Source organism: Mesorhizobium sp. CA13 (genome assembly GCF_020165235.1).
Lineage (GTDB): Bacteria > Pseudomonadota > Alphaproteobacteria > Rhizobiales > Rhizobiaceae > Mesorhizobium.
This window is the reverse complement of sequence record NZ_JAIUHS010000003.1, coordinates 427,152-451,641: the sequence shown is the minus strand read 5'-3', so window position 1 is coordinate 451,641 and position 24,490 is coordinate 427,152. Positions and strand designations below refer to the sequence as shown.

General features: G+C 63.6%; 24 protein-coding genes. 1 reads left to right on the top strand and 23 read right to left on the bottom strand.

What is annotated here, in order from left to right:
* Positions 1–11 precede the first annotated feature (11 nt).
* From LB566_RS11180 to LB566_RS11125, 12 genes are all read right to left on the bottom strand, one after another.
* Positions 12–1,094 carry a fatty acid desaturase family protein gene (locus LB566_RS11180; RefSeq protein ID WP_224624450.1) on the bottom strand — a complete coding sequence of 361 codons (1,083 nt, stop codon included), beginning with the start codon at positions 1,092–1,094 and terminating at the stop codon, positions 12–14.
* A gap of 85 nt (positions 1,095–1,179) precedes the next feature.
* Positions 1,180–2,361: an aldose 1-epimerase family protein gene (locus tag LB566_RS11175; protein WP_224624449.1), complete on the bottom strand. Its 1,182-nt coding sequence runs from the start codon at positions 2,359–2,361 to the stop codon at positions 1,180–1,182.
* Between the two features lie 4 nt (positions 2,362–2,365).
* Entirely contained in the window at positions 2,366–3,142 is a 777-nt protein-coding gene (locus LB566_RS11170; protein ID WP_224624448.1) for an ATP-binding cassette domain-containing protein, read from the bottom strand.
* A 2-nt stretch (positions 3,143–3,144) separates the two neighbouring features.
* Positions 3,145–4,149 (bottom strand): ABC transporter permease, encoded by a 1,005-nt coding sequence (locus LB566_RS11165; protein ID WP_224619455.1) that lies wholly within the window; start codon positions 4,147–4,149, stop codon positions 3,145–3,147.
* Between the two features lie 58 nt (positions 4,150–4,207).
* Positions 4,208–5,152, bottom strand: a complete 945-nt coding sequence (locus LB566_RS11160; RefSeq protein ID WP_224624447.1) for a substrate-binding domain-containing protein — start codon at positions 5,150–5,152, stop codon at positions 4,208–4,210.
* A gap of 24 nt (positions 5,153–5,176) precedes the next feature.
* Positions 5,177–6,091, bottom strand: coding sequence for a sugar phosphate isomerase/epimerase family protein (locus LB566_RS11155; RefSeq protein WP_140553790.1), 915 nt, complete (start codon positions 6,089–6,091; stop codon positions 5,177–5,179).
* 42 nt (positions 6,092–6,133) lie between these two features.
* On the bottom strand, positions 6,134–7,231 hold the full coding sequence (locus tag LB566_RS11150; RefSeq protein WP_224624446.1) for a Gfo/Idh/MocA family protein: 1,098 nt from the start codon (positions 7,229–7,231) through the stop codon (positions 6,134–6,136).
* Positions 7,232–7,266: 35 nt separating this feature from the next.
* Positions 7,267–8,337 (bottom strand): ABC transporter ATP-binding protein, encoded by a 1,071-nt coding sequence (locus tag LB566_RS11145; protein WP_224624445.1) that lies wholly within the window; start codon positions 8,335–8,337, stop codon positions 7,267–7,269.
* A gap of 3 nt (positions 8,338–8,340) precedes the next feature.
* A complete protein-coding gene (locus LB566_RS11140) occupies positions 8,341–9,426 on the bottom strand; it encodes an ABC transporter ATP-binding protein (RefSeq protein WP_224624444.1) in 1,086 nt (361 codons plus the stop codon).
* Positions 9,423–10,382 (bottom strand): carbohydrate ABC transporter permease, encoded by a 960-nt coding sequence (locus tag LB566_RS11135; protein ID WP_224624443.1) that lies wholly within the window; start codon positions 10,380–10,382, stop codon positions 9,423–9,425. Before LB566_RS11135 ends, LB566_RS11140 begins: the two co-directional genes overlap by 4 nt.
* Positions 10,379–11,239 carry a carbohydrate ABC transporter permease gene (locus LB566_RS11130; RefSeq protein ID WP_224624442.1) on the bottom strand — a complete coding sequence of 287 codons (861 nt, stop codon included), beginning with the start codon at positions 11,237–11,239 and terminating at the stop codon, positions 10,379–10,381. Before LB566_RS11130 ends, LB566_RS11135 begins: the two co-directional genes overlap by 4 nt.
* An 81-nt stretch (positions 11,240–11,320) precedes the next feature.
* A complete protein-coding gene (locus LB566_RS11125; RefSeq protein ID WP_224624441.1) occupies positions 11,321–12,934 on the bottom strand; it encodes an extracellular solute-binding protein in 1,614 nt (537 codons plus the stop codon).
* Between the two features lie 355 nt (positions 12,935–13,289).
* On the opposite strand from LB566_RS11125, the gene LB566_RS11120 reads away from it, so the two are divergent.
* Positions 13,290–14,318: a LacI family DNA-binding transcriptional regulator gene (locus tag LB566_RS11120; RefSeq protein ID WP_140553779.1), complete on the top strand. Its 1,029-nt coding sequence runs from the start codon at positions 13,290–13,292 to the stop codon at positions 14,316–14,318.
* 50 nt (positions 14,319–14,368) lie between these two features.
* Here LB566_RS11120 and LB566_RS11115 read toward each other — a convergent pair whose 3' ends face one another.
* The 11 genes from LB566_RS11115 to LB566_RS11065 form a co-directional block, all read right to left on the bottom strand.
* Entirely contained in the window at positions 14,369–15,388 is a 1,020-nt protein-coding gene (locus LB566_RS11115; protein WP_224624440.1) for an aliphatic sulfonate ABC transporter substrate-binding protein, read from the bottom strand.
* A gap of 36 nt (positions 15,389–15,424) precedes the next feature.
* Positions 15,425–16,324 (bottom strand): ABC transporter permease, encoded by a 900-nt coding sequence (locus LB566_RS11110; RefSeq protein WP_140553776.1) that lies wholly within the window; start codon positions 16,322–16,324, stop codon positions 15,425–15,427.
* 12 nt (positions 16,325–16,336) lie between these two features.
* A complete protein-coding gene (locus LB566_RS11105; RefSeq protein ID WP_140553774.1) occupies positions 16,337–17,173 on the bottom strand; it encodes an ABC transporter ATP-binding protein in 837 nt (278 codons plus the stop codon).
* Positions 17,174–17,186: 13 nt separating this feature from the next.
* Positions 17,187–17,513, bottom strand: a complete 327-nt coding sequence (locus LB566_RS11100; RefSeq protein ID WP_224624439.1) for a ferredoxin family protein — start codon at positions 17,511–17,513, stop codon at positions 17,187–17,189.
* A complete protein-coding gene (locus LB566_RS11095) occupies positions 17,510–19,135 on the bottom strand; it encodes an FAD-binding protein (RefSeq protein ID WP_318012839.1) in 1,626 nt (541 codons plus the stop codon). Before LB566_RS11095 ends, LB566_RS11100 begins: the two co-directional genes overlap by 4 nt.
* A 27-nt stretch (positions 19,136–19,162) precedes the next feature.
* Positions 19,163–19,759 carry a thioredoxin family protein gene (locus tag LB566_RS11090; RefSeq protein WP_224624437.1) on the bottom strand — a complete coding sequence of 199 codons (597 nt, stop codon included), beginning with the start codon at positions 19,757–19,759 and terminating at the stop codon, positions 19,163–19,165.
* Between the two features lie 245 nt (positions 19,760–20,004).
* The gene (locus LB566_RS11085; protein ID WP_224624436.1) at positions 20,005–20,454 is read right to left on the bottom strand and encodes an aconitase X swivel domain-containing protein; all 450 of its coding nucleotides are present in this window, start codon (positions 20,452–20,454) and stop codon (positions 20,005–20,007) included.
* Positions 20,451–21,701 carry an aconitase X gene (locus LB566_RS11080; protein WP_224624435.1) on the bottom strand — a complete coding sequence of 417 codons (1,251 nt, stop codon included), beginning with the start codon at positions 21,699–21,701 and terminating at the stop codon, positions 20,451–20,453. The genes LB566_RS11085 and LB566_RS11080 overlap by 4 nt, the downstream gene beginning before the upstream one ends.
* A gap of 58 nt (positions 21,702–21,759) precedes the next feature.
* Positions 21,760–22,824 (bottom strand): ABC transporter ATP-binding protein, encoded by a 1,065-nt coding sequence (locus LB566_RS11075; RefSeq protein ID WP_224624434.1) that lies wholly within the window; start codon positions 22,822–22,824, stop codon positions 21,760–21,762.
* Positions 22,824–23,612 carry an ABC transporter permease gene (locus LB566_RS11070; RefSeq protein WP_140553762.1) on the bottom strand — a complete coding sequence of 263 codons (789 nt, stop codon included), beginning with the start codon at positions 23,610–23,612 and terminating at the stop codon, positions 22,824–22,826. The genes LB566_RS11075 and LB566_RS11070 overlap by 1 nt, the downstream gene beginning before the upstream one ends.
* Entirely contained in the window at positions 23,612–24,481 is an 870-nt protein-coding gene (locus LB566_RS11065; RefSeq protein ID WP_140553760.1) for an ABC transporter permease, read from the bottom strand. The genes LB566_RS11070 and LB566_RS11065 overlap by 1 nt, the downstream gene beginning before the upstream one ends.
* Between the last annotated feature and the right edge of the window lie 9 nt (positions 24,482–24,490).

Sequence of the window (24,490 nt, the reverse complement as noted above, 5' to 3'; positions counted from 1 at the left end):
ATTCGCGATCGCTATTCGGCGGCCGCCGACATATCGACCTCGTGGAACTCACCGCGATAGGGCCTGGCGGTCGGCGGCAGCTCGCGCTTGAGGTAATAGTCCTCGTATTTCAGCTGCCTGAGCAGGACCGGCCAGACCTCGCGATAGGCATGCCACATCGACGGGTTCGGCACGGGCAGGTCGTGCTTGATCAGCTCATGCAGCCTGGGCAGCGCGTGATAGGGCACCATCGGGAACATGTGGTGCTCCACATGATAGTTCATGTTCCAGTAAATGAACCGGCTGATCGGGTTCATGTAGACGGTCCGCGTGTTGAGCCGGTGGTCGACGACATTGTCGGCCAACCCGATATGCTGCAGCAGGCCGGTCGTTACCATGTGCCAGGTGCCGTAGAGGCGCGGCAAACCAATCAGCACAACCGGTATCCATGACCTCAGCGCGATAGCAAGCGCGATCGTCGCGATATAGATGGCGACATGCCACCGCGCGGCCGTCACCGCCTTTGCCCACTCCATTTCCGGAACGTAGCTCTTCTCCTCGTCGGACAGCTTGCCGAAAGCCTGGCGCACCAGCGTCGGCAGCGAATAGCGGAAATCGAGGATGCCGGTGAAGGCCAGCGCCGCCTTCAACAGGTCCGGCGGGCGCATGACGGCGATCTCGGCGTCGCGGCCGACGATGATGGTATCGGTGTGGTGGCGGGCATGGCTCCAGCGCCATTGCACTGGATTGCGCATCAGCATGAAGGAAGCAATGTGGTAGACGACATCGTTCATCCAGCGCGTGCGGAAGGCCGTGCCATGGCCGCATTCGTGCCAGCGCGAGTCACTCGACGAGCCGTAGAGCACGCCGTAGACGAACAGGAACGGCACCACCCACCATGAGCCCCAGAACCAGATGATGCCGGCGGCCGAGGCCAGGATCGCAACAATCCAGATGATGGTGTCGCGGATCGCCGGCCCGTCGGAACGCTGCATCAGCTCCTTCATCACCTTGCGGGGGACATCGGTATGATACCATTCGGCGGAGGCCAGGCCGGTCTCGATCGCGGCCCTGGTGCTTTCACCGACCAGGCTGTAATCCCGCTTTTTTGCCATCGTTGTCACACGGGCCTCCAAACTTCTCGCACCGCTCGCAATCCGGTCCGCCGGCCGGAGGGCTTGCTTTGAATACATGTCGCGCTCATGCCGGACCCGCCAGCCTTGGGAAATTGCCGGAAGGCCGAGGATAATCCTGTTCGGGCTGGCGGGCGATCGCCGCAATCCTGGCTTCGGCGCCGGCGATCGCTTCCCTGCCGTCCAGGACCCGGAACACGGCGTCGTAGGCCCGGCCTTCGTCATGCTCCAGCCAGATCATTTCGCCGCGTTCGCGCGCGGCGAGATCGCCGAGCACATGATGCGTCGATGGCTCGATGCCCAGCGCATACTGTCCGGCCTGGAAATTCTGCCATTGATAGGCGCAAGGCAGCTGGTCTTTCCGCGTCACCATTTCGAAGCCGAGGCCGAGCCGGTCGTTGACCACCACCACAGGTACCTCGCCCTTTCCATCGGCGTCCATTTCATGCTGCCAGACCTGTTCGCTGAATCCCATCCGCGGTTCCGGCACGGTGCGATAGCCGACCTTCTGCGCCTCATAGCGCTCCCCGGCATGGCCGGCCCACACCACGTCGCGGATTGGCGCCACGTAGCGCGAGCCCTCGTCAAGCAGGGGATAACTGACATTCACATGGTAGAAATACATATGCGGGGTGCGATTGAAGCCATGGTTCACGACACGGTCGGACAGCCGGATCTCGTTGCCGCCGACATCCGCCTCGATCCGCCGGATCAGATGCAGATCCTCGCCGAACACCGCCGATTGCTGCACGATGCCTTCGGCCCACAGCACGCAGCGGTCGCCGTCCCACGCCTCACCATAGCCGGTCAGCCGCGCCGGGATGGTGCCGACACGGCCATGCAGCGAATGGATCACGGTCTTCTTGCCGGGATAGTTGTAGTTCTCGGCCGGCACCTCTTCCCGACCCAGTATATGGTCGAGGCCGCAGGTGACCAGCAAGCCGGAAAAGGAGCGTGCCCAGGCCAGCCCCCCTTCCCCCTCATAGTCGTGAAGACCGGGGTTGCGAAAACCGCTCGGCGAGTGCCAACCGATGGCCTGACCCTTGAAGTCGCAATCGGCGATATCGAGCGCCCGGTCGACGAGTGCGGTGAAGCGCAGGCCGGAGCCGGTGCGGAACTCCAGCATGCGGATACCGCGCTCCACCCCGTCGCCGAGCGTCATCAGCCGCACGCCCGCGAACTGCGACAGCATGCCTGAGCGTTCCGAGACCTGCCGGCGCGAGAGCGTCCTGCCGTAAAGCTCTACCATGCCGTCACTGCGCCCTCTTCATCAGAGCCGACAGGTCGGCGCCGGTGATGAGGCTTTCCACGGTCAGCAGATCGGTATCGGCGACCGTCTGCTCGGCAACGATCTCGCCGTGGCGCATGACGATGATGCGGTCGGCAACCTCGAACACGTGATGGATGTTGTGGGTGATGAGCAGCACCGAATGGCCGGCCTGACGCATCTCCTTGACGAACCGCAGCACGCCGTGGGTTTCCTCGACGCCGAGATTGTTGGTCGGCTCGTCGAGGATGATCACCTTGGCGGCGAACTGCATGGCCCGCGAAATGGCGATCGACTGACGCTCGCCCCCCGACAGCGTTGAGACCAGCGCGTCGGCGTCGAGTTTCTTCGAGATGCCGACGCGCTTCAGCAGGGAGGAGGCAGCATCGCGCAGCTTGGCGAGATCGAGCGGCGCAAACACGCCCAACCATTTGAAAGTGACCGGTTCGCGGCCGAGGAAGAGATTGCGCGCGATGCTGAGATCCGGTGCCAGCGACGTATCCTGGTGGATGGTCTCGATGCCGAGATCCATCGCGTCGCGCGTCGAGCGGATCGAAACCTTTTGCCCGCGCACGTAGATGTCGCCGCGATCGACCGGGAAGACGCCGGAGATCGCCTTGATCAGCGTCGATTTGCCGGCGCCATTGTCGCCGAGCAGGGCCACTATCTCGCCTTCCCGCAGCGTCAGCGAGGCATTCTTCAACGCGCGCACGCTGCCGAAGGATTTTTGCAGGTTCTGCAGCCGAAGCACTTCTTGCATCATCGTCAGCTCCTTGCGGCGTTTTTCTGCAGCAAAGCGTGCAGGATGAGCATGGCGAGGATGATCACGCCGACGAAGATGTTGTAGGCGAGGCCGGGCACGCCGACGAGCACGATGCCGTTGCGGATGGCGCGCAGCATCAGCGCGCCGACGATGGTGCCCAGGATGGTGCCACGTCCGCCGGTCAGCGCCGTGCCGCCGACCACCACCATGGCGATCACTTCGAGCTCATAGCCTGTGCCGGCCACCGGCGAAGCGGCCGAAATACGAAAGGCGCTGATCATGCCGGCAAGCCCGGCCAGCACCGAGGTGGCGATGAACAGCCAGATCTTGACGGCGTCCGCCGGCACGCCGCGCGCCACCGCCGCGTTGCGGTTGGAACCGATGGCGCTGATCCAGTTGCCGAGCTTGGCATAGCGCAGCACGTAGATTGCCAGCAGCGACAGGCCGACGAACCACCACAGCGAGGTGTAGAAGCGGAACGAGCCGATATTGAAGCTGCCGGCAAGCAGCGTTACGAAGAAGCCAGGCTGGTCCCAGGACTTCAGCGGGAAACCCTGGGTGATGTAGAGGGCCGCACCGCGCACGATCAGCAGCATGGACAGGGTCACCAGGAACGACGAGATGCCGATCTTGGTGACGATCACCCCGTTGATCGCCCCGATCGCGATGCACAGCAAAAGTCCGGCCAGAAGCGCAACGCCGATATCCACCCCGCCGTTCTGCACCAGAAGCATCACCACCACCGGCGCCAGGCCGAATACGGCGCCGACCGACAGGTCGAATTCGCCGGCCGTCAGAAGCAGCGTCATGCCGAGCGCGATGATGCCGAGCTCGGGCAGGAACGCCATCATGTTGGAGATGTTGAGCGGCGACAGGAAATTGCCGTCCGCGACCGCGAACACCACGAGAAGGACGACGAGGATGATGAACGAAGAGAATTGCGGCGAGCGCATCAGCCTCGACCTGCTCCTGGCGCTTGTTGCGCCCTCTTCCGCGGTGACTGCCATGACGTTCTGAACCATGCTGCTTGCAGGGCGCCCGCCGCCGGCGCAGCGGGCATCCATTTCACTTCTTGTCGTAGAGTTTGAGGATCGGCTCGACGCTCGAGGCGTCGTAGAGACCGAAAGTGTGGATGTCGTAGCCGATCGGCTCGCCCGAGGCGGCAAGCCCGAGCAGCGCCACCGGCATAAAGCCCTGCGCCGATGGGTACTGCCAGGCGGCCGCGTTGACGAAACCGTCCTTGACGGCTTGCGCCGTCTCCTTCGAATTGCCCCAGCCGACGACCGGGATTTTGCCGGCCGGCACGCCGGCGCCGTCGAAGACCCGCTTGACGCTGGCCGCCACGGAATCGCCGAGCGCGATGATCGCCGGCGGATTGTTGGCGACCATATAGTCGGTCATCTTGGCGATGATGCCGGCCGGATCGGTGCCGCAATCGACAACGTCATATTTGATGCCGAGCGGATCGAAAACGCCGGCGATGCCTTCGGTCTCGAGCTGCTGATAGCTGGCGCCGGGAACCTCGACCGGCAGGAAGACCTTGTCGCCCTGCTTCACCATTTTGTGGTCGACAAGATACTTTGCCCAGGTCGCGCCGGCCTCCTTCAGGTCGGCTCCGACATAGGCCTGCCGCCCCGTCGCCGGATCGTCGGTGTTGAAGAACACGATCGGGATGCCGGCGGCCTTCGCCGCCTTGACCTCTTCGGTCCACAGGCCCGGCTGCGCCGAGGTGGTGGCGATGCCGTCGGGCTTGGCCGCCAATGCCGAGTTGAATGCCTCTTTCTGCGCCGCCATGTCGCCGCCGCTGAAGGAGATCTTGCAGGTCACCTTGAGCTGGTCGCAAGCCTTGGTGGCGCCCGCGTTCCAGTCGATCCAGAACGCGTCCGACGGGCCGCCATGCGACAGCAGGTAGAACGTCTTCTGGCCGTCCTGTGCCTGCGCGGCCGAACCAAGCGCCACGCCAGCGAGCACCGCCGCGGCGGCCGTCAATTTCCAAGCGAATTTCAACATTCTTTCCTCCCTTGTTTGGAGCCATCAAAGCCCGTTGGCGCGGAACTTCCCGTCGAGGAATTTCTTGGCGCGCGGCACGTCGTCTTCCGACAGGTGCTCGATGATGACGGGAATGTTCGGGTGCTTCTCGGCAAGCCGCTGAAGATAAAGGTCGTAGTTGAGCGAGCCGAGGCCGGGCGCCGGCAGTTCGATCTCGCCGACGCCGCGGAAGGTGTGGCTTTCCATGGCATCCTCATCGCCGATGTCGGCATGCTTTTCCGACTTGTCGCTGCCCGAGCGCTTGACGTCCTTGGCGTGCGCTATCTTGATTTTGTCCGTCAACGTATCGAACACCTGGTTCAGGATCTGGTCCATCCTGTCGATGTTGTGCGTCTCGAAATAGTTGGTCGGATCCATCAAGAGGCCAAGGCCCGGATGGTCGACCTGCGCGAACATCTTGACCGTCTCCTCGACCGAGCCGACGACGTTGTTGACATAGGTTTCGAGCAGGAAGACCGCGCCGTGGTCGTAGGCCGTCTGGGCAAGGTCGGCGATGACCTTGCGGCATTCCTCGAACCCCTCCTCGGTCTTGTTCTTGGGGTGGTGCACCCAGTCGGATTCGGTGTTGTAAGTGCCGGTTTCCGAGATCACGTAAGGCGAGCCGAAATGGCGAGCGTTGCGGATGATCTCCTTGAGGTAGCCAACGCGCTTCTCGCGTTCCGCTTTGTCAGGATGGATGATGTTGGTGTATCCCGACACGCAGCAGACCGGCAGGTTGTGGTCGCGGAAGACATCGCGCACCGTCTTAGCCTTTTCCTTGGTGATCTGCCCGGCCGAGAGATCGACATCTTTGAAATGCAGGTCGAGCTGCACCGTGTTGAAACCGAGCCCGCGGATCTTTTTCGCCGTCTCTTCGAGGCCGTACGGGAAATAGCCCGTGAAAATACCTGCCTGCATCATGGTGTGAATTCCTCCCTGTAAGCGATTCAGTTGCCAGTGATTTCAATTGATCGGGTTTGTCGAGATTTCGGAAAGCTTGACCGTGCGGCCCGAAGCGATCGAGCGGTAGCCCGCTTCCACCAGTGCCATGGTCTTGACGTTGTCGGCGACCGAGAGCGCTGGCGGTGTGCCTGTCTTCACCGCATGCTGGAGTTGCTCCATCACGCCGATGAAGGCATGCGGGAACCACATCGTGTCCCAGCTTGGGCTGACCCACTCGCCGCTTGTCGTCTCAGCCGAAGCGTAGGTCAGCGTCGAGGCCGCACCGGTCGGCCAGCCGATCGTACCCTTGGCCACGCCCTTGGTGCCGTCGACGCGCCAGTTGATGTGCTGGTCGTCGCGATAACCCTGCTGGCGCGGACCGGACCAGACATCCTCCAGCGACACGGCCAGCACGCCGGACGGGAAGCGCAGGGTTGAAACCGTGATGCCGTCGGAATGGTCGAATGTCGTGCGCGGATCCTTGCGCGTCAGTGTGGTGATTTCATCGGGATCGCCGAACAGGAAACGCAGTACGTCGAGATGATGCACGCTCATATTGGCGAGCGTCAGCCGGTCATAGTCCTCGAGGAAGCCCTGCCAGTGCGGAATGGCATGCATGTCGATCTGCGCGAAGACGATGTCGCCGAGCGCCCCGCTGTCGATGATCTGCTTCAGCACGCGCATCGACTGGTCGTAGCGCATGTTCTGGTTGACCGAGAGGATCTTGCCGGCCTTCGCCGCCTCGTCGCGCAGTTTCACCGCTTCCTCGACCGACAGCGCCAGCGGCTTCTGCGCCAGGATCGCCTTGATGTGCTTCTGCTTCAGCGCATGGCGTATCAGCGCCGGCTGCTGGTCCGGCGGGAAAGCCAGGTCGATGATCTCGACTTGCGGATCCTCAATCAGTCGTTCCGGCGTGTCGTGGACGGTCGGAATGCCCCAACGCGTGGCAACCTTCTGCGCATTCGCCCTTGTACGCGAAGCGATCGCCACGACAGGAAAGCCTGCTTCCTTATAGGCCGCGAGATGGCATTCGGCCATGATCATGCCGGCGCCGACGCAGCCGATCTTGAATTCCCTGGTGCGAACCCTCACGTCCGGCTCGAAGCCTTTGCCTGCCATGTCTTCCTCCCGAAACTCTTTCCTTGCGGCCGCTGTCACAACGCGCCTCCGCCTTGAGCGAAATAATGCACTCTGGCCGACACGCAGGATATCGCCACCATCGCATCGGGCCTGATCTCGGGCTGGCCGCGCAACAGGGCCCTCAGCCGCGCCTGCCCGGCGGCAAGCGTCACGACTGTGTAGCCACCAAGCGGCTCGACCTCGAATACCTGTGCCGGACGGCTTGGCGCACCTTCCATCTTTTCGCTATCGGTCCAGGGGCGGACCTTGATGTCCTCGGGCCTGAGCCCGATTTCGACCGCATCGGCCGGCGCCTTGTCGTCGGCGATGCGGATTGCACCATCCGCGGCCTCGACGCCGCCTCTGCTCCGCACCGAAGGCAGGATGTTCATCATTGGCGAGCCGAGCATTCTTGCCACATAGGCGCTTGCCGGCCGGTCATAGATCTCTGCCGGAGCGCCGATTTGCCGGATGCGGCCGTTCTCCAGTATGGCGATGCGGTCGGCGACCGACATTGCCTCCTCCTGGTCGTGCGTGACGTAGATCAGCGTTTTGTCAAGCTCGCGCTGGATGCGCTTCAGCTCGACCCGTGTTTCCTCGCGCAGCCGCGCGTCCAGCGCCGAGATCGGATCGTCCATCAGATAGGCGGCGGGATCGCGCACCAGCGCCCGCGCGATCGCCACGCGCTGGCGTTCACCGCCCGAAAGCTGCGCTGGCGGCTTATGCAAGACATGGCCGATATGCAGCTTGGCGGCGACATCGGCGACACGTCTCCTGATGTCGAGCTCGGCGATTTTGCGTTCCACCAGCGGGAAGCGGACATTGTCGAGCGCGCTCATATGCGGAAACAGCGCCAGGTTCTGGAACACCATGGCGACGTTGCGCTCGGCCGGCGAGACGGCGTTGACCGGCTTGCCGCCGATCAGGATTTCTCCGGCGTCCGGCATCTCCAGCCCGAGCACCAGGCGCAGGATCGTCGACTTGCCCGATAGTGGCGGACCAAAGAAGCAGAAGAACTCGTTGTCGTTGACCGTGAACGAGGCATCGTCGACGGCGAGCGTTGCGCCGTAGCGTTTCGTGACGTTGCGGAAGACGATGTCGGCCATGGTTCAAACCGCCTTTATCGCAAGGCTGCTGACAGCATCGAAGACGCGCACCGACGCCGCCTCTGGCGCGACTATCGCCGTTTCCCCGATCGACAACCCGACATCATTCTCGAAGACCGCCTTCACCGCACCCTCTCCGTGGCCGAGATGAACGATGGTGCGCGCTCCGATGCGCTCGACAAAGGTCACCTGCATCGACAGCCCGCGGTCGGCGAGCATTACCTGCTCCGGCCGGAAGCCGTAGAGAACGTCTCCCCGCCCCGCTCTCACCGCCGGGGCGAGTTCGTCCGGCAGCGGTGGCGTGATGCCCAGCGGTCCGAGGTCGACGACCAGCCCACGGTCGCTCTCCGCCGGCCTGCCCTTGAGGAGGTTCATCCCCGGTGCGCCGATGAAGCGGGCGACGAAGACATTGGCCGGATTGTTGTAGACGTCGAGCGGGGTTCCGACCTGTTGCAACACGCCATGGTCCATTACCGCGATGCGATCGGCCATGGTCATGGCTTCGAGCTGGTCGTGAGTGACGTAGACCATGGTCTGCCGGAACTGGCGCTGCAGCTGCTTGAGCTCGGTGCGCATGATCGCCCGGAAAGCCGCATCGACATTGGACAGCGGCTCGTCGAGCAGGAAGATCGCAGGCTCCATGATCGCCGAACGACCGATCGCCACGCGCTGCAATATGTTGACCGACAGCCGGTCGGCCTTGCGGTTGAGAAGCGGCGTCAGCTGCAGCATTTCTGCAATGGCGCCGACACGGCGGTCGATCTCGGCTTTCGCCGCCCCCCGCATCCTTGGTCCGTAAGCGAGGTTCTGGCGCACCGTCATATGGGTGAAGATGGCGTAGTTCTGGAACACGAAACCAACGCCGCGCCGGCCCATCGGCACACCGGCCATATCGCGTTCGCCGAACAGGATCTTCCCGCTTGTCGGCTCTTCCATGCCGGCGATCATGTTCATGGTCGTCGACTTGCCGCAGCCGGACGGCCCGAGCAGCGCCATGAACTCGCCATCGGCGATCTCGAGATCCATGGTCTTCAGCGCGGTGAAATCGCCGAATGTCTTGACCAGGTTCTGTAGCCGGATCGCGCTCATGCCGGCACCTGCCTTGCCTTCGCCATGCGCTTCATGGCGAACACCGCCGCGACGGACAGCACCACCAGGATAGCGAGCGCGATGGCCGCGACATAGCCCCAGATCAGATCCTGGGTGGTGACCTTGTAGATGTAGACGGAGATCGTTTCCGTGGCGACGCCGGGGCCGCCGCCGGTCATGATGTAGAGCGTGTCGAAAATTTTGAAGTTTTCGATCACCCGGATCGCCAGCGCGATGATGATGATGGTCTTCATCTTCGGCAGCACGATAGTGGTAAAGCGCTGCCAGGGATTGGCGCCGAGCAGCGTCGCCGCCTTGATCTGGTCCTGTGGCACGCCGACCAGTCCGGCGAGCAGGATCAAGAACATCAGCGGCGTCCACTGCCAGATGTCGGCGATCATCACCGCCACCAGCGCCAAGGTCGGGTCCGACAGCCAGGCGATGGTGACGGGAGAACCGGTCAACGACGACAATATGTCGTTCACCGGCCCGCCGGACTGGAACAGCATGAAGAACATGTAGCCGGCGACCGCCGGCACCACCATCATCGGCATCAGCAGGATCGAATAGAAGATGCGCTTTCCCGGAAAATCGTCGGCGAACAGCGTCGCCAGCGCCAGGCCGAGCAGGAATTCGGCGGGCACGCACACGATCATGACGATGGCGGTGCGCTTCAGCGCGCTCCAGAAGCGCGCATCGGCGACGAGATCGGTATAGTTGGCGAAGCTGTTCCACATCTCCCAGGCGTTCCACCAGCCGAGGCCCGAAAGCGGCGACCAGTCGGTGACGCTGATGTAGAGCTGCATCAAGAGCGGAAAGGCCGAGATGAACAGCACCAGGATCTGCGCCGGCAAGGTCAGCCGGAAGCCCAGCTTTGCCCCTTCATCGCGCAAGGCCGGCTTCGCACGCGCGGCGCCCATTTCGCCCTCCGGAATCGTCGCGGTCGCAGCGCTCATTGCTTGAGCGCCCCAAAAGTCAGCCCGCGCACCAGATGGCGCTGGATGGCAATGCCCATGATGACGGGCGGCACCGCTGCGATCAGGCCGAGCGCCGCCTTGGCGCCGTAGAGCTGCCCGGTCATCGAGGACGATAGCGAGGCCATGTAGACGGGGATCGTCACCCATTCGCGTGTCGTCAGAAGCAGCGCGATGAGATAGTCGGACCAGTTGAGGATGAAGACGAACAAGGCGGCGCTGGCCAGAGGTGCGCGCATCATCGGCAGTGTGATGCGCGTGAAGACGCGCAACCGCGAACAGCCCTCGACCAGAGCGGCTTCCTCGATCTCGCGCGGCATGTCATCGAAAAACGTCTTCATCAACCAGAAGGCGAACGGCAAGGTGACGATGCCGTAGATCAATGCCAGCCCCCACCAGCTGTCGGTGAAATTGAGGAACGCCCACATGATCATGACAGGGATCATTACCGCCATCGGTGGAAACAGCCTGAGCTGGATCAGCGCCAGCGGCAGGTTCTGTCCCGAGCCGAAGCGCGACAGCCCATAGGCCGCCGCGGTGCCGGCGGACATGGCGATCGCGGTTCCGAACACGGCCGAAAGCAGCGACGAGACGATCGGCTTCAGCGCGGTGCGGTCGAGCGCCACGATCAGATTGTTGGTCGATTCGCCGAACACGAACTGGAAATTGCTGAGCGTCGGGTTCTTCGGCCACCATGTCAGGTCAGCCCCCGTCGCCGACCATTCGGCGATCGGCTTGAAGGCCATCGACACCATCCACAGGATCGGCACCAGCGTCACCGCGATCGCCGCGAGGATCGCGGCGTAGCGGAATATCTCGAAGGGGACGGAACGCTTCATCTGGCTGCTTTGCTGGTGGCGTCGGTTGCGGAGGGGAAAAGCGGATGCTCCTCCCCTCCGGCTCTGATCCAGGGAGACGGATCAGCTGATCGGATCGAGAACGGTCGGCCATGCCTCCTTATTGGTCTTGATGGCTTCGAGAAGCTTGTCCTCACCGATGCGCCGGGCGATCTTCTTCCACTCGGTCTCGGTGTCGGCCATCGCCTGCTCAGGCGTTTTGGCCTTGGTCAGCGACGCCACCAGGTTTTCGTCCAGCGCGTTGTGGAAGGCGGTGGCGCCGGGATAGTTGATGGTCGGCACGGTGCGCGCGACCGTCTCGCGCACCACGTCCATGTGGTAGGCGTGGTAGGTCTGGCGCACCAGCGGATCGGAAAAGTCCGACAGCCGGAACGGATCGAAATAGCCACCCGGATTGGCCGTCATCCAGGCATAGATGCGGCTCGAACCCAGCCATTGCAGGAACAGGTAGCAGGCCTCCGGGTTCTTGGCCTGCGAGGAGACCGACGCCGACAGGTTGAGCCACAACACCGAACGGCTGATCAGCTTGCCGTCGATCTCGCGGCCGGGCGGCAGCATCGAGCCGATCTTGCCGGTCACCTGCGAATCCTTGTTGCCGGCATTGTCGAGGAATTTCGGCAGGTTGGAGAAGGCGCAGGTCATGGCCGCTCCGCCCTTGGCGAAATTCCCATACTGTTCCGGCCAGCCCCACGAGATCGCGTCCGGCGAATGATGCGCCAGCGACTCGACATACTCCCTGGTGGCGGCAATGCCTTGCTCGGAGTTGATCAGCGGCTTGCCGTCATCGCCGAACAGATACTGGTTGGGCGAGGCCATCGAGACATAACGCTGATACCAGTTGGTGTAGCCCCAGCCCTGATTGCGGATGTCGGTGGAGCCGAACAGACCCTTGTCTGGGCGCTGGAAGAACATGGCGATCTCGTCATGCTGCTTCCATGTCCTGGGCGGCGCCAGATCGTAGCCGAACTTGTCCTTGAATGCCTTCTTCTCGGCCGCGTCGCCGAACAGGTCGGTGCGGTAGACCCAGGTCTGGAAGTCGCCATCCAGCGACACACCGTAGGTCGAGCCGCGATACTGGTTGAGCAGCGACACACCCTTGGCACCGTTGACATAGCCGCGTTCCGGGTCGTCCCATTCAGGCTTGTGCTGGGCGACGAAGTCGTCGAGCTTCAGGATGCCGCCGGTCTCGGCGAGATCGCCGAGACGGTTCCATTCGACGGCGTAGATGTCGTAGGCTCCACCCTTGGTGGAAATGTCCTGCATCGTCTTGGTGAATTCCTGGCCATTCGGCACGCCGACGATCTCGAGCGTGATGCCGGTTTCCTTTTCCCACAGTTCCTTGATCGATGGTGCTCCGGCCGGGAAAGGCTGGGTCAGTTGGCCGATCGAACCATCGGACAGGCCGAGCACGATCTTCGATGGCGCCTTGCCGGCGCCCTTCATTGCCTTGACCGCCTCGATGGCGCGTCCCTCCGGCGTGTCCGGCCCGTACTGATAGCGCTCCGCCCCTTCGAAGCCGGTCGGGCCGCCGATCATGCCCGGCGCCAGCGCGTCGGCCGCGAAAGCGCGGCCGGGACGAATGAATTGCGGTGCGATACCTGCGGCGGCCACGAACACCGCCGCCTTTCCTCCGGACGCCAGCAATCGGCGCCGCGACATGCGGATCAGATCAGACATTGGAATTCCTCCCTCAGGGCCAATGTTTCCTCCACAGCCCATGAGGGATATTGACGGCAGTACGGGAAGGCTGTCAACATCATAAATAATCAAAACACCTCACAACATCGCAACAAGGCAGGAAAATGCGTCATACGGAGATCCATTTTGCGCCCCTGCTGCCTCGATTTGATGGGAAATCTATCTTCCCACGCCGACGCGATCCTGCCGGGCGATCTGATTTAGCCCGGCGGCTTGCGCAAGGGCCAAGGCCGGATACATCATTTCCCATCAGAATCGCGGATGGCGAAGAGCAGTCGCCGCCCGGCCGGCGTCGGCATTGCGTGATCCTGATGCATTGAGGAGATGAAAGACGGTGCGTTCCACCCTGACTGACATAGCCCGGGAAGCCGGCGTTTCCGCCGCCACCGTCGACCGTGTTCTCAACAACCGTCCGGGCGTGAGGGCGCGCACGCGCGAAATCGTGCTCGAAATGGCACAGCGTCTTGGCTACATCGCCGAAGGCCCGAACGGGACGTCGCCGCGCGCCCTGCCCGGCGACGTCATCCGGCTCGACTTCGCGCTACCGGCCGGCACCAATTCCTTCATCAAGATGCTGCACCGCCACATCGAGGCGCAGGCCTTGGCGCGGCCCGATCTCGACGTCCACATCGCCACCATAGAGGGCTTCAATCCCGACCGGCTCGCACGCCTTTTGCAGGATCTGCGCGGCCAGACGCAGGGCGTCGGCGTCATCGCGCTCGACCATCCGACGGTGCGCGAGGCGATCCGCTCGCTATCGGCCAACGACGTCAAGGTGGTGACCATCGCCTCCGATATCCTGCATGTGCCAAGGGTCGCATATATCGGCATCGACAACCGGGCCGCCGGGCGGCTGGCCGGCTACCTGCTGAACCGTTTCATGGGGTCGGAACGTCCCGGGAAGGTGGCGCTGTTCGCCGGTTCGCTCTCCTATCGCGGCCATGAGGAACGCGAGATGGGATTTCGCCACATATTGGCCGAGGAATCGCCCAATCTGGAGATCGTCGAGATGCGCGAGATGCTTGACGACCGCGAGAAGGCCTATTCGGAGGCATCAGCCCTTCTGGAGCGACACCCCGATCTGGCCGCGATCTACAATGTCGGCGCGGGCAATACCGGCATTGCCCGCGCGCTCAAGGAGCGCGGCCGCGCGCAGTCGATGGTTTTCCTTGGCCATGAGGTAACCGAAGGCACCAAGGAGCTTCTGCTCGACGGCACGCTTGACGCGGTCATCGACCAGAACCCGCGCGTCGAAGCTCGCGAAGCGCTCAACACCTTGACCCATGCGGTCCGGGCACTGCCCTACGAACCGCACCAGCCGAGGCTGCAGGTGATTTTCAAGGAGAACATCCCGGAGATCTGACTGACCTTCGACGTTGGGGGAGTACCGTGAGGCCCGCCCAAGCCCAAAGCCTACTGCACGACGGCGACTTCCGCCGCGGCGGCATCGACAAAGCTCTTGTCGATCCATTTGCCATAGTCGATCGAGCCCTTCAAAAGCCCGGCACCGGCCATGAATTTCTCTTCGCCCTTGAGCGCCCCGATCGCATCGTCGGTCAGCCTCGGATCCTGGTGGAAAACGCCGTCGGCATAGGTCTTGCGCACCGATTTCTCCGACGACTTGGTCGCCTCGACGAATGTCTTGATCGTCTCGTCGGGATGGGCATCGGCCCAGCGCGAAATCTCGATGTCGACCTTCAGCAGCCGCTTGACCAGGTCCGGATATTTCGCCGCGAAGGCGCCGTTGACCGAAATGACGTTCGGCACGTTCCATTCCGGGTAGGTGCTGGTATCGAAGAGTACCCGCGCCTCGCCGGTGTCGACCAGCTTAGCCGCGGTCGAATCCGTCTCGACGAGGGCGTCGATGTCGCCGCGCAGCAGTGCCGGGCCGGAGGCCTCGAAAGGCAGGTTCAACCCCTCGATGTCACCAGTCGTCAGGCCGACGCTGTTCAGCGCCTTGCTGAAATTGGAATGCCGCACCGTGCCCGTGAGATAGGCGACCTTCTTGCCTTTGAGATCCTGCAGCGTCTTCAGGGGAGAGTCGGATTTAACCACGACATACGAGCCTCCCGACCGCACATAGCTCGACAGGCCGATCAGCTTGACATCGGCGCCGGAGGCGGCGACGCGCAATGCGGGATTGTTTCCGGTATAGGTGAATTCGATCGCGCCGGTAGCCAAAGCCGTCGTCGCCTCGGAGCCGCCATTGAAGGTGACAAGTTCGACCTTGATGCCGTCCTTGGCGAACTCCTTTTCCCACCAGCCGTCCTTCTGGGCGAGGACGAATTTGAGGTGCCCCGGCGCGGTGCTGCCGATGCGGATGACTTCGGGCTTGTCCTGCGCGAAGGCGGGCATGCCGCCAAGGCCGATGACGACGGCAATGGCGCCCTTCAGGAACAGCCGGCGAAATCCGTCGAATGCAATGTTGGACATGAGGAAAATCCTTGCTGATTGGAATGAGTGAACGGCTCAGATGAGCGAGGACTCGGACTGGCCTTTCCAGGCGGTCGCCCAGCGTTCGAACCAGACGAGCAAATAGTTGACGGTGAGCCCGATGACGGTCAGCGTCAGGATGCCGGCATACATGTCCGCCGTTTCCATCATCAACTGCGAGTTCTGAATAAGGAAGCCGAGGCCGGATTTGGCCGCCAGCATCTCGGCGCCGATCACCGCGAACAGCGACGACTTCACCGCCAGCCTTGCGCCGGCGACAACAGAGGGGATGCTGGCCGGCAGGATAACCTTCCGGAACAGGTCGAAGTCGGACGTACCCATCGAGCGCGCCGCCTTGATCAGCAGCGGATCGACCGACTTGACGCCGCTGATCGTGTTGACCAGCAGAAAGAAGACCGAGGAGTAGAAGGTGATCGCCACCTTTGATTCCTCGCCAATGCCGAGCAAAAGGATGAACACCGGAAGCAGCGCGAATTGCGAGGTGTTGCGCAGCGTCTGCACAAGCAGGTCAGAGACCTTCTCGAACAGCGAGTAGCGCCCCATCAGCAGGCCAAGTGGAATGGCCACCACCACGCCGAGAGCAAAGCCGATCGCCGCGCGCTGCAGGCTGATGCCGATATGTTCGACCAGAACGCCCGAGGCGAGTAGGTTCCACCAAGCGACCAGCACCTCGCTCAGCGGCGGAAAGAAGATACGGTTCAGCCAGCCGAGCCGTGGCGCGATTTCCCACACGAGGAAGAACAGGCCGAGCAGCGGCAAGCCGTAAAGGAAAGTCCCGTGGCTCGTCCCCTTGCGCCGGGCCTTGGCACTGTGGGCCTTGATGGCCGGCACTCTCGCGGCGGCCGCCGTTTCGCCGGCGCCGGCAAACAGGTGAAGAGCGCCGGCAGGGCCGAACTTTTCGGTGAGATAGGCCATGGCTCTAGCTCCTCAATGACTGAAGGCTGGCGACAACGTCCAGTCCTTCTGCGCCTTGTTGACCTCGTCGCGCAGCGCGTCCCAGACGCGGGCGCGATATCCGTTGAATCCGGCGCTGGCACGGATGTCTCCGTCGCGCGGCCGTGGCAGGTCGATGTCGATGATCTCCTTCACTGCGCCCGGACGCGCCGTCATCACCACCACGCGGTCGGCGAGGAAGATCGCCTCGTCGATCGAATGGGTAACGAAGATAACCGTCGTCTTGATCTTGCCCCAGATCCGCAAGAGCTCGCCTTGCAGGAGCTCGCGCGTCTGCTGGTCGAGTGCCGCGAAGGGTTCGTCCATCAAAAGCACTTCCGGGTTGCTCGCCAGGGCGCGGGCGATCGCCACGCGCTGCTGCATGCCGCCGGAGAGCTGGTTGGGGAAACGGTCCTCGAAACCGGCAAGACCGAACAACGACAACAAGTGGCGCGCCGTCGCCGTGCGCTCGGCCTTGGCGACACCACGCACTTCCAGTGCGTATTCGATGTTGGCCAGCGCCGTGCGCCAGGGAAACAGCGCATATTGTTGGAAGACATAGCCGGTCTTAGGATCCGGCCTGGTGATGCGCCGGCCGTCGAGCTGGACGTCGCCGCCGCTTGCCTGCGTCAGCCCGCCGATGATGTCGAGCAGCACAGATTTGCCCGAGCCGCTCGGGCCGACCAAAGTGATGAACTCGCCTTTGCGGACCGAAAGATCGACACCGTCAAGCACAGTGACGCGGTCGGTCTCCTCGCCGTCGACGGTGACGAACTGCCCCGGCTTGAGCAGGAAGGTCTTCTTGATATCGCTGACGACGATGCGGTCCATGTCCTGTCGCTTCCTATTGCGCCACGCGGATGCGGTGCGTCGGGTCGAATTCAGAGCCGCCGGCCTTGCCGCGCTTCCAGCCGAGCGCGCGGGCGTAGCCGCCGAACAGTTGATGTGCCTCGACCTGCGCTTCGGTGATGCCGGTCGGCCCCTCGGCGAACTCGGCAACGTAAAGCGCGTCGGTCGGGCAGTAGATCTCGCACAGGAAACAGGTCTGGCAATCGTCCTGGCGGGCGATCACAGGCGCGCCGTCCTTGGTAGCGTCGAACACATTGGTCGGGCACACCTTGACGCAGATGTCGCATTCGACGCAGCGCGCGGCCGAGACGATCTCGATCATGACGCCAGCTCCGCCAGGCGCTTCGGCGCCCCGGCAATGCGGAAGTCGTCGACGCCTGATATGACCAGCCGATGCGCGAGGGCCGGGTTCTTGCCCGGCAGATCGGTGCGCCGATGCATGCCGCGGCTTTCTGTCCGATGCAGCGCGGCCGCCACCGACCAGCGCCCGGCGGCGGCGATCGACGCCGCCTCGCGCGTGCGGACCCGGTCCACCCCTTCGCCCCGCAGATGGTCGCGCACGTCGCGCCAGACACTCTCCAGCCGCTGCCGGCTTTTCTCCAAGCTCTCGCCGTTGCGGAAGAAATTTTTGTCGAGCGGCGTCACCTCGTTGCGCACCGCCTCGATGATCTCGCCTGCCGCGATGTCGGCACGCGGCGAGGCCGCCGGGCGCAGGCCGGCCTGGCCGAGTGGCTCGACGGTGTCGCGGAACGCCTTGCCGCCGCGACGCTTCGAATGGGTCGAGGCGCCCTTGCCCGCCCACCAGCCGCTGGCCAGCGCCCAGGAGGAATTGACGGCGCCGCCGCCCGATACCGCTCCGGTCATGATCTCGCGGCTGGCGGCGTCGCCTGCGACATAGAGGCCGGGCACGCCGGTGGCGCAGTCGTCGGAGACGATGTCGATGCCGCCGGTGCCGCGCACCGTGCCTTCGGCGCGCAGGGTGATGCGGAACAGCTCGGTGAACGGGTCGACACCGGCGCGGTCATAAGGCACGAAGCAGTTCGGCTGCCCTTGGCGCAACCAGCCTTGCAGCGCGGGTTCCGCTTGATCGAGGCGCGCATAAACCGGTCCCTCGATCAATGCGCGCGCCACCTCGTCCTCGCGTTCACCGATGCCGTTGCGCAGCGGCTCACCGGTAGAGCCCAGGATCGGCGACCCATCCTCGCGATGGAACGAGGCCCAGCGGAACGGCAACCCCTTGTTCAGCGAAGATCCAAAGGGCGCCAACATGTATTTGCCGGTAAACTCCATGCCCGACAGGCTTGCGCCGGCCTCTGCGGCCATCAGATAACCGTCGCCGGTCAGTCCAGTCCCGCCGAGGATGCGCTCACGGAAAGCGCAGCCGCCGGTCGCCAGCACCACCGCGTTGGCGTCGACGCGCCAGTCCTGGCCGGCCTGCCGGCCGATACCGGCCGCGCCCACGACGGCATCGCCATCCGACAGGAGTTCCAGCGCCGGATGGTGGTCGAGCACGGTAACGCCAGCCAAAAGCACACGGCGGCGCATGAAGCGCATGTAGTCGGGCCCGCGCAGATTGGCGATGTAGAGCCGGCCGTCATCCTCGCTTGGGAACGGATAGCCCCACTCGGAAAGCCTGAGCAGGTTGCGATAGGCCGTGTCGACGCAGCGCAGCATCCAGCGCTGGTCCGCAAGTTCGCCGGTGCGCTGCCAGCGTCGCTCGACCACGGCATGCCTGTTGTCGCCCGGCGGTACGCACCAAGTGCCCGTATTGGACGGTGCGGTGGCGCCGCTGGTGCCGAGATAGCCCTTGTCGGCCAGCACCACCTGCGCGCCGCTTTCGGCAGCGGCGACCGCCGCCCAGGCTGCGGACGGGCCTCCGCCCAGTACGAGCACGTCGGCCTGGAGTTGCAGCCTGTCGGACGCGGATTTTTGAGGCATGGACATGGATGCTCTGCGAAGGAGTGCGAGGCGCTAAGCAGCGCGCGCAGCGCCCGAGAACCACGCCGGCTCATTGCCGGCGCTCCATTTGATGTTGCAGCCGATCGACGGCACCTGGTCGGCGGCGGGCCTGCCGCCTTCCAGCACCGTGTCGAGCGCCGCGCGCAGATCGGCGCCCGTCACCACCTTGCCGTTGCCCGGCCGCGCATCGTCGAACTGGCCGTGATAGGCGAGCCGCCGGTCGGCGCCGAACAGGAAGAAGTCGGGTGTACAGGCCGCGCCATAAGCTTTCGCCGTCTGCTGCGAGGCATCCTTGAGATAGGGGAAGGAATAGCCGAATTCCTCCACTTCCTCGCCGATGCGGGCCAGCGTCTCTTCGGGATGCGCCTCATGGTCGTTGGAATTGATCGCCACCACTTGCAGCCCCTTGCCCGCATATTCCCTGGCGAAAGCGGCAAGCTGCTCGCGGATCAGAACGACGAACGGGCAGCGGTTGGAGATGAAGACGACGAGCAAGGCGGGCTTTGCATCGAAATCGCCGAGCCGGTGCAGCACGCCTTGTGCGTCGGGCAACAGGAAATCGGCCGCTTTGGTGCCAAGCTCGATCGAGTTGGATTCTGTCTTCGGCATCGATGCGCTCCCTTCTTGCTGCCGCTCAGATGGAGCATGCCGTGCAGCGCCGGACGAAGTTAGTCTATGAATTTAGTAGAATTATAGGCTAGACAACCCGCCCCCAGTCAACCGTGCCGCTTGGAATATCGTGCCAATGTTTCGGGCCGAGCGAAAAGTTTGTTCGAGCGGAAGGCTGTCTGAAAGAAATGAGATTTGGTGGGGAGCGAAGCGCCAACTGCCTGCGTCGTCCGCGTCGAACTTGGTCAGGAAACGGTTTCCTTGCGGACAATTGCCCTGTTATCCCCGCCGACACCGATCGCGATCCGCTCGCCGGAAACAATGCCGTCAATGTCGCAGACCACCAGCGGCATGCTGATCCCGTATAGGAATTCCGCAACGATGGCGCCCACCGCCAGGATCGGGTCGGGCCGTTCGAGGAGGATGCCGGCAGGCGCCGTGCCCCTTCGGATCGCCTCGGCCAACACCGAGGATGAGGACGAGGAGCCGCGCCCGCTCGGCATCACCAGGATTTGCCCGGCGACGTTCTGGCCGAGGCCAGGATGCGAGTGATCCGTTATGTCCCCGGTCCCCGCATCGATGCCGCCCCAGAAGCTGAGCGTCTGCGAAAACACCAGCGCCCGCCCTTCGGCACTGCCGGTCAATTGGAAGATGCCGGATCGCTCGACGACTCTCGTTCCCGCCGGCGCGGTCATGACGCGCCTCGCACGACGTGCCCCATCGCGGCGGAGCGGACGCAATCCTTCATATCGGCGAACGCAACCGTCACGCCGATATTGCCCGGCGCGTAATGCGCCCATTTGCCGGAATTGGTCATCACCGCGCCGTCGAGCCGTTCCAGAATCGCAGTGACATAAGTGCAGGTGTCGGCGACGGGGATCAGGCCGAACGCCTGCGTGCCGTCAAGCGCCCCCTCCTCCTGCAATCGCATCAGCGTCGCGCGACCGGTGTTGACATAGATCGGGATGCCCCGGCCCGGCGCAACGGCGCGCAGCAGTGGCAGCAGGCGCATCCATTCCGCGTGCGAGAAATGCGGGGTGCCCAGCGACACGGCCGCCAGCGGCGCCCCGTCGGGTACGCGCGACAGCCTGGCCAGCGCTTGATCGATATCGGCCCGCGTGATGCGGATCGTGTCTTCCGGTGCTTGACCCTGGAACGCCTGGTCAAGCGTTCCCGCTTCCGGGGTGATGCCGACCGCATGGAACAGCGCCACCGCGCCAGTCGTGGCCGCCGCCGCGCCAAGCGCCTTCAGCTGGTCCTCGTCGCGCGGCCGCGGCAGGCCTGTAATAACCGGAACGCGATCGCCGCTCGCTTGCCCGATGATCAGCCCGACGCCGACGAACAAGCCGTCGCTCGGCTCTGGCTCAGCAAAGTCCAGCTCGAACAGGATGCGGCCGCGCCGGTTTTCGTCGAGATGCAGGCCCCAGGCCGGCGCGCGTCCGGTCATGGCGCAGCACAGGTCGATGAAATCGCCATAACGGTTGGTGCGCGCGCCGATCACGGAATTGGCAAACACGATGGCATTGGATTCGCCCCAGGCGATCTGCTGGCCGAAACCGGGCCGGAACCGCGTCTGGTAGGGCGCGCAGGTAAAGGTCGCCTGGCAGCCGAGCTCGATATGCGCCTTCATCAGCCGCCGCGCCGGCGCTTCCTCCGCCGCCGGCATCTTCACCAGACCGGGATGGATGAGATCAAACGAACCGACATTGAGCGTCGTCGGCACCTGAACGCGGCCGCCGCCTTCGACCAGCCGTTCGACGAAATCGAGCCCTGCCTTGCCGTGGTAGAGGCAGCCATCAATATGGGCGCCGGCGATGTCGAGGAGGCTCTCTGCTCCGATGGCTTTGGAGAAGGCGACAAGGATCTTCATGGCCGCAGCCGCCGACGGCCCTTGCTCGCCATCGAGCATGGATTGGTCCTCGGCAGTCAATTCCAACGTCATTGGCGCTCCGGCCCCTGCTCGATCTTATGGCGCGGAGGAACGCCAACAGTTCAGTGAACTACCCCGCCGCGATCAACACCGTGCTCTCCGGCGACCAGCGTAGTACGACATGCTGACCTTCCGCCAGCCTGTCAGCGCCGGTGTTCTGGACGATGACCTTCAGCGTCTGGCCGGCACGCTCGACAAAGTAGGTGCTGTTGTTGCCGGCGAAGATGCGTTTGGATACCTGGCCCTTGAGCATGTTGGCATCGCCGTCCGAAGTCCCGGCATCTAGGGCAATCCGAATACGCTCCGGACGCACGGCGCAGCTTGCCTTTGCGCCGGCGGCAAGCCTGGCGCCGGCCCCGGCGGCAATCGTCGTGCCGTCCGGCAGACGAATGCCGTTGCCGGTGGTATCGCCGCGAAAGATATTGGCGTCGCCGAGGAAGGTGGCGGCGAATTCGCTTTTCGGCCGGTCGTAGATCTCCTCCGGCGGCCCTTCCTGCACCAGCCGGCCGTCGCGCAAGATGCCGATGCGGTCGCTCATCGTCAGCGCCTCTTCCTGGTCGTGGGTGACGAAAATGGTTGTGATGCCGATCTCGCGCTGGATGCGCTTGAGCTCGATCTGCATGTCGACGCGCAGCGCCTTGTCGAGCGCGCCGAGCGGCTCGTCGAGCAAAAGCACGCGTGGCTTGGTGACGATGGCGCGCGCCAGCGCGACCCGCTGGCGCTGGCCGCCAGAGAGTTGATGCGGCTTGCGACCGCCGAGCGAGCTGAGCTGAACGAGGTCGAGCGCGCGTTGCACTTCGGTGGCAATCGCCGCCTTGGCCTCGCCGCGCACCGACAGACCGAAGGCGACATTGTCGGCGACGCTCATATTGGGAAACAGCGCGTAGTTCTGGAACACCATGCCGATGCGCCGCTTCTCGACCGGCACCCGCTCAACGCTTTCGCCGCCGATGGCGATGCGGCCGCTGTCGGGAAAATCGAAACCGGCGATCTGGCGCAGCAGCGTGGTCTTGCCGCTGCCCGATGGCCCGAGCAGCGCGTAGAAGCCGCCATCGGCGAAATCGATGGAGACATCGTCCAGCGCCTTGTGTGCGCCGAAGCTGCGCGAGACGTTTGATACCTGGACGCCCGCCATTATTTCTCTCCGCCGAATTTGAAGAAGCGCGCCGTGAGCAGCATCAGCGCCATCGACACGACGATGATGATGGTGGAGACCGCGTTAATCTCGGGCGTGAAACCCTTGCGGATCGCGGCGTAGATCTCGACCGGCAGCGTCGTCTGCCCCGGCGTCGCCAGGAAATAGGACACCACGAATTGGTCGAACGACACGGCGAACGCAAACAAGCCGCCGGCGATCACACCCGGCATGATCCAGGGCAGCGTAACGCGGTTCGTCACCTGCAATTGATTGGCCCCGAGCGAGCGCGCCGCCTCTTCCAGCTCCGGCGCGAAGGTCTGCAATCGCGCCGAGACGACCACGATGACATAGGGCAGCGCCAATGCGACATGGCCGAGCAGGATGGCGAACAGGCCGCGTCCAATGCCGATGCCGAAGAAAAAGATCAGCATCGCCGTGCCGGTGATCAGCCAGGGAATGGCGATCGGTGGGAACAGCAGCGCCTGCAGGAATTTCTTGCCGCGGAATTCATTGCGGTAGAGCGCCAGGGACGCCGCCGAGCCGAGCACGGTCGAGATGACCGTGGTGATGACGGCGATCTTGATGCTGTTCCAGGTGGCGGCGATGAGCTGGTCGTTCTGCCACAGCGAGGCATACCATCCCGTCGTCCACTCGAACGGCAGCTGGTAGAAAGGCGAGACGTTGAACGACATCAGCGCCATGATGAGGATGGGCAAGTACAGGAAGGCGAGCAGCACCGCGATATAGAGGCGGCCGAGCCATTCCAGGATACGCGTCGTCGCCATCACGCCGTCCTCCGCAGCACCGGTGCGGCCAGCGCCAGAATAACCAGCACCACGGCCAACAGGATGAAGGAGAGTGCCGCCCCAAGCGGCCAGTTGAACACAGCGACGAACTGATCCTCGATCACCGTACCATAGAAGGTGCCGCTGCGGCCGCCGAGTATGCGCGGCTCCATGAAGGAGCCGACAACCGGCACGAAGATGAGGGCCGCGCCCGCCAACAGGCCCGGCATGGACAGCGGGATGATGACGCGCTTCAGCACCTGCAGCCGCGAGGCGCCGAGCGAGCGTCCGGCCTCGATCAAGGAATCGTCGATCGCCTGCAAAGTGAGATAGCAGGTCAGCACCATGTATGGCACATAGGAGTGCACCAGTCCGATGATGATCGCCGGATAGGAATACATGAGATCGATATTGATCTTGAACGGCAGCACCGCATTGAGCGCGGTATCGAGAATGCCGCCTTCGCGCAAAACCATCGCCCAGGAGAAGATGCGCACCAGCCCGTTCGACCAGAACGGCAGGATGACGAGCAGGAAGATCGCCTCGCGGCTGCGCCCCTTCAGCACCTTGGCCAGTACGTAAGCCGCGGGATAGCCGATGACGATGCACCACAAGGTCACCTCGAGGCCGAGGCGCAACGAGGCAAGCAGCAGTGTCAGGTAGAGGCTTTGCGAGAAGAAGGCGGCGTAGTTGCCAAGCGTGAACGCCCACGGCTTTCCCGTCAGCGGCAGGTCGGTCATGAACGAGAAGAACACCATGGCCGACAATGGCAGGAAGATCGCCACCGTCAGCCAGAGATAGGCGGGCGCCAGCAGCGGCAGCGCCGATCTCAGCCCGCCGCGCGCTGCGACCGCCCCCTCTGCTGCCATGCTATCCTC

Excerpts from the sequence above, each read along its gene's own strand:
- LB566_RS11180 (WP_224624450.1), bottom strand. The coding sequence starts at position 1,094 with ATGGCAAAAAAGCGGGATTACAGCCTGGTCGGTGAAAGCACCAGGGCC.
- LB566_RS11175 (WP_224624449.1), bottom strand. The coding sequence starts at position 2,361 with ATGGTAGAGCTTTACGGCAGGACGCTCTCGCGCCGGCAGGTCTCGGAA.
- LB566_RS11170 (WP_224624448.1), bottom strand. The coding sequence starts at position 3,142 with ATGATGCAAGAAGTGCTTCGGCTGCAGAACCTGCAAAAATCCTTCGGC.
- LB566_RS11165 (WP_224619455.1), bottom strand. The coding sequence starts at position 4,149 with ATGGCAGTCACCGCGGAAGAGGGCGCAACAAGCGCCAGGAGCAGGTCG.
- LB566_RS11160 (WP_224624447.1), bottom strand. The coding sequence starts at position 5,152 with ATGTTGAAATTCGCTTGGAAATTGACGGCCGCCGCGGCGGTGCTCGCT.
- LB566_RS11155 (WP_140553790.1), bottom strand. The coding sequence starts at position 6,091 with ATGATGCAGGCAGGTATTTTCACGGGCTATTTCCCGTACGGCCTCGAA.
- LB566_RS11150 (WP_224624446.1), bottom strand. The coding sequence starts at position 7,231 with ATGGCAGGCAAAGGCTTCGAGCCGGACGTGAGGGTTCGCACCAGGGAA.
- LB566_RS11145 (WP_224624445.1), bottom strand. The coding sequence starts at position 8,337 with ATGGCCGACATCGTCTTCCGCAACGTCACGAAACGCTACGGCGCAACG.
- LB566_RS11140 (WP_224624444.1), bottom strand. The coding sequence starts at position 9,426 with ATGAGCGCGATCCGGCTACAGAACCTGGTCAAGACATTCGGCGATTTC.
- LB566_RS11135 (WP_224624443.1), bottom strand. The coding sequence starts at position 10,382 with ATGAGCGCTGCGACCGCGACGATTCCGGAGGGCGAAATGGGCGCCGCG.
- LB566_RS11130 (WP_224624442.1), bottom strand. The coding sequence starts at position 11,239 with ATGAAGCGTTCCGTCCCCTTCGAGATATTCCGCTACGCCGCGATCCTC.
- LB566_RS11125 (WP_224624441.1), bottom strand. The coding sequence starts at position 12,934 with ATGTCTGATCTGATCCGCATGTCGCGGCGCCGATTGCTGGCGTCCGGA.
- LB566_RS11115 (WP_224624440.1), bottom strand. The coding sequence starts at position 15,388 with ATGTCCAACATTGCATTCGACGGATTTCGCCGGCTGTTCCTGAAGGGC.
- LB566_RS11110 (WP_140553776.1), bottom strand. The coding sequence starts at position 16,324 with ATGGCCTATCTCACCGAAAAGTTCGGCCCTGCCGGCGCTCTTCACCTG.
- LB566_RS11105 (WP_140553774.1), bottom strand. The coding sequence starts at position 17,173 with ATGGACCGCATCGTCGTCAGCGATATCAAGAAGACCTTCCTGCTCAAG.
- LB566_RS11100 (WP_224624439.1), bottom strand. The coding sequence starts at position 17,513 with ATGATCGAGATCGTCTCGGCCGCGCGCTGCGTCGAATGCGACATCTGC.
- LB566_RS11095 (WP_318012839.1), bottom strand. The coding sequence starts at position 19,135 with ATGTCCATGCCTCAAAAATCCGCGTCCGACAGGCTGCAACTCCAGGCC.
- LB566_RS11090 (WP_224624437.1), bottom strand. The coding sequence starts at position 19,759 with ATGCCGAAGACAGAATCCAACTCGATCGAGCTTGGCACCAAAGCGGCC.
- LB566_RS11085 (WP_224624436.1), bottom strand. The coding sequence starts at position 20,454 with ATGACCGCGCCGGCGGGAACGAGAGTCGTCGAGCGATCCGGCATCTTC.
- LB566_RS11080 (WP_224624435.1), bottom strand. The coding sequence starts at position 21,701 with ATGACGTTGGAATTGACTGCCGAGGACCAATCCATGCTCGATGGCGAG.
- LB566_RS11075 (WP_224624434.1), bottom strand. The coding sequence starts at position 22,824 with ATGGCGGGCGTCCAGGTATCAAACGTCTCGCGCAGCTTCGGCGCACAC.
- LB566_RS11070 (WP_140553762.1), bottom strand. The coding sequence starts at position 23,612 with ATGGCGACGACGCGTATCCTGGAATGGCTCGGCCGCCTCTATATCGCG.
- LB566_RS11065 (WP_140553760.1), bottom strand. The coding sequence starts at position 24,481 with ATGGCAGCAGAGGGGGCGGTCGCAGCGCGCGGCGGGCTGAGATCGGCG.